Genomic DNA, 4,044 nt, shown 5'->3' on the forward strand with positions numbered 1-4,044 from the left:
GGCTGATCACGGGGTTTGGAGAGGCGAACCCTACGACGGGAGCGACCGGCTACGCACAGAGCGGGCAGGGCAGTGCAGCCTATGCAGAAGCCATCAAGTTCGACCTGCGGTATCCGGGGCAGGTGTTCGATGAGGAGACCCAACTGAACTACAACCTGCACCGCTCCTATGACCCGCCTTCGGGGCGGTACTTCCAAGTCGACCCGATCGGGCTGGATGGGGGGTGGAATCGGTTTGGCTATGTGGAAGGGAATCCGGCCTCCTACACCGATCCGCTAGGGTTGTGGGCTGTGAGTGATCTATTGCCGCAGAGCTTGGTGAATACTTCAGCAGGAGTCGGTGACGGCATCTTGTCAACACTCAGCTTCGGATTCGTGTCGGGGCAAAAAATCAGAAATGGATTAAATGTCCAAAGTGTTGATAAATGCAGTGTTGAGTATCGCGCTGGTCAAGTTGCCGGTACGGCAGCCACTATGGCTGTTTACGCGGGAGGAGCTATACCAAAGACATTAACTCATTTCACGACATCCGCAGGAGCTATAGGAATTGCAAGGTCAGGAGCAATACTTCCAAGTACTGGATTAACCCTTTTTGGAGGGGGCGTTTATGCAACCGCTGGCAGTAGAATATTTGTTCCAGGTGCAGCTCAAGTCCCGTTGGCAGTGAGCGGCTCCGGATTTATGCGGTTGGTGCCCAATGCGGCTTTTTTGAATGGAGGCTCTTTCCAGACGGGATTGATTTTTTCCGGATATGGTGTTGCTGCTAATTTAAATGCTGAAATGGGAGGTTGTGTATGCAGATAAGTATTAAGTCCTTTGTGGTGATTGAACGATGGTCGAAAATTTTATCCATAGGATTTTTTTGGATGGTAAATATTATTAATTTTATCCTCCTTATCAATCGTGGTCTTACAGGTGTGCAATTTATTTTGGGTTTAGTTCTTAGTTTTATTCCCTACATAGTTTATCTCAAGTTTGTGCGTGGAACTCTGGAGCGCTCAGTCTTAAGATAATATAAATGATTCATTTTTTGAATCTCATGAAAGTAATTTGCGACTTCGTTTCGCTATAGTGAAATGCCTCAGTCATAATGGCGATAGCTTCTTTTTCTTTGAAACCTCCAGAACCTGCCCCAATTGCTGGGAAAGCTGCTGACGAGTAGCTCTGTTTTTCAATTAATGAAATAGCAGAGAGCGTTGATTGAAATATGGATTCCCTTGAGGCTCGCCAGAACATGTTTATGCCAGCGACATGGATAATTGCTTTAAATGGCAATTTTCCAGCCGAAGTCAAGAATGCTCCACCGAGAGGAATGGGTCCTGCCTTGGCAATTTCTATGAAAGGCTGAATTCCAGCCTTACGCTTGATGGCCCCTGAAACGCCTTGTGGAACTAACAGCCACCATGGAATGATGTTTCTATTCCAAGTGTTTATGATAACTTCGACCTCTTGATTTAATAGGTCGCCTTGTTTGATGAATAATGGCATAATATATCATTATTTATGATAACAGTCATTCTGGCATAAATTATGGATATGTGGGTGGGAGTCCGCTGAACTTCACTGATCCGACGGGCCTTCAAGCGATTCCTTCGCACCCCTGTTAATCTCTAGCGTGCCGAATCCATCAGTGGATGCGCGGCGCGACTTGGCAGACAGGCTGAACCGAGCATTCAAAGACGATGACGAAACGACGTATCAGACTTACACGCGTTACAACCCACTAACTGGCGAATGTTACTCGGGCAGAACTGCAGGCGCAGATACTCCGGAGCGCAACGTGCGAAACCGAGGTTATGGATAGCCGCTACTAAATGCCGAAGGATTCTTGCCGCCCGTGCTGGATCGTTCGTCTACAAATTACGACGCTATCCGAGGGCGTGAGCAGCAACTCATCGATATCAATGGTGGAGCACAGAGTAGCGGCGGAGATTCGAGAAGTAAGATTAATGGGATTAGCCCTTGGAACCCGCGTGGCCCACTTAGGTACATTCCGGCAGCTAATGCTAAGTTTGGGCGGCCGGTGGCTTCAGGTCATTGTACTTGCCAGTAAATAAGGAAAAAGGATTATGGGGAACAATTACTTATCTATCGAAGAATATACATTGCTCAAGGTTTTTCTTGATCTGGAGTTTAAGTTGTATGCACCAAAGTATCCGACTACGCCGCAGGAAACTCCGTCGCAGTTCTTGGAGAAAATAGAGGCAACTTCTCTCGCCAATGCCAAGAAAGGTCTACAGATGGCGCTCAACGACTTTGTCGAGGAGACTGCAAATTGGACACCCGAGGCGATTGCCGCCGTCGACGCGAGATTCGCTGCTGCTGGCACCTTCACGTTGAGCGAAGTCAGGCGCCGATATTCAAAAAAGTACTTACAGATAATCAAGCGCGGCCTAATTCGCTCGGAAACCGAATACTACTTGCTCAAAGGCATCGCGGATGGTGGAGGCATTGAGCCAGGGGCTACGGAGGGGCAGCAGATTGAAACCATGCTCGAGGCATTTGAAGCCAAGATCATGAAAGACTAATTTCATTGAATTTTCTGGAAGCAGGCGTGTTTGGGGTGCAATGAGAAGTTTGGGGTGCAATGAGAAAATTCGCCTGCAATAAGTAAAACAGGAAGCGGGAGAAGGAATGCGACATTTGATGATTTGGGGGCCGTTCGAAGTTGTCCGTGCCGTGAGCGCTTGCGTGCTCCACTACGTATTGCAACTATTGAAGGCCAAGCCTTCGGGTTGGATGGGGGCCGGGTTGCTCCATTTCATCGCCGCGGTGTTGATCCTCGGGGCCCATCCGCCACACTCCCGTGCTGCGCTGAGTGCCGAGGGCATTTACTGCACGACTGGGCGGTCATTCTGTGGCTCACCGGACGAGGTGGTTGCTTATTTGCAGCTCACAAGTCCTACTTCCTCGTGCACAACCACACCCGTGAATCCGGTGGTTTGGTCATACGAGTTGCCACATCCAAATGCGCCCCTTTACCTTTACCGATCCATGCAGAATTGCGCTGGACCTGGGCGGGTAACCATCTTTGCCTTCTGGGGGGAGCGAATCGGAACGGCATGCCCGGCCAACAGCGCGGCGGCCGATGGCGTGTGCACCTGCAATCTGAACTTCGCTGAGAACGCGTCGACCAACGCATGCATTGCGGCCACTCCGGAGCCGGGGCCTGCGATGTGCCGTGCCTCGGGCGTGCAGACCGACAACCCCATCTTGCTGGCCGCACAGGCCAAGGTCCGCACCGAGACCGACTGGAGCGCGGGGGGCCCGGCGGACCTGTCGTTCACCCGCCATTACCAAAGCGACTGGGGCAAGGACGCTGCCAGGCCGATCGGGCCGTTGGGCAAGGCCTGGACCCATAGCCACAGCACCTCCCTCAAATCCAGCACGGGAGCGACCGGGGACAGCGTGAGCATCACGACGGGAGAGGGCCACCTGCGGACCTTCTTCAAGGCGACAGGCAGCAGCACCTGGACCACGGCCAGCAACGACGTGCTGACGCAATCGGCCTCCGGCGCCTGGACCTACCAGCGCAGCGACGACGACGCCACGCTGCAGTTCAGCAGCGGTGGCAAGCTGCAGTCGGTCACGGCGCGCAACGGCTGGGTGACGTCCTACGCATACCACGCGGATGGCCAATTGGCCTCCATCACCAATCCCTTCGGGCAGACGCTCTCGCTCGCCTACGACGCATCGGGCCGTCTGACCTCCGTCACCACGCCTGATCAGCAAACCATCGGCTATGCCTACGACGGCAGCGGCCGGCTCTCCAGCGTCACCTATCCCGATGGCAAGAGCCGGTTCTTCCTGTACGAAGATGCGGGCTTCCCGCAGGCCCTCACCGGCATCGTGGACGAGACCGGCGCGCGCTGGGGCACCTTCGGTTACGACAGCACGGGCCGGGCCACCAGCACCGAGCTGGCCGGCAGCGTCAACCGCTACCAGGTGAGCTATCCGGCAGCCGATGGCTCCGGCGCCACCGTCATCGACCCCCTGGGCACGGCGCGCACCTTCAACTACAGCCTCAACCTGGGCAAACTGGTCG

At 53.8% G+C, this 4,044-nt stretch carries 4 protein-coding genes; 3 read left to right on the forward strand and 1 reads right to left on the reverse strand.

Annotated elements, in window-relative coordinates:
• Positions 1–803, forward strand: an 803-nt coding sequence (locus tag AVME950_RS24175; RefSeq protein ID WP_284431726.1) for an RHS repeat-associated core domain-containing protein, incomplete at its 5' end; no start/stop codon positions are given.
• A 219-nt stretch (positions 804–1,022) separates the two neighbouring features.
• On the opposite strand, the gene AVME950_RS24180 is transcribed toward AVME950_RS24175, so the two are convergent.
• Positions 1,023–1,487, reverse strand: coding sequence for a macro domain-containing protein (locus AVME950_RS24180; protein WP_284431727.1), 465 nt, complete (start codon positions 1,485–1,487; stop codon positions 1,023–1,025).
• Positions 1,488–2,068: 581 nt separating this feature from the next.
• On the opposite strand from AVME950_RS24180, the gene AVME950_RS24185 reads away from it, so the two are divergent.
• Entirely contained in the window at positions 2,069–2,527 is a 459-nt protein-coding gene (locus AVME950_RS24185; protein WP_284431728.1) for a hypothetical protein, read from the forward strand.
• Between the two features lie 646 nt (positions 2,528–3,173).
• The coding region (locus tag AVME950_RS24190) for a DUF6531 domain-containing protein (RefSeq protein WP_284431729.1) at positions 3,174–4,044 on the forward strand (871 nt) is incomplete at its 3' end.

The sequence above is a fragment of the Acidovorax sp. SUPP950 genome (genome assembly GCF_030158935.1).
Lineage (GTDB): Bacteria > Pseudomonadota > Gammaproteobacteria > Burkholderiales > Burkholderiaceae_C > Paracidovorax.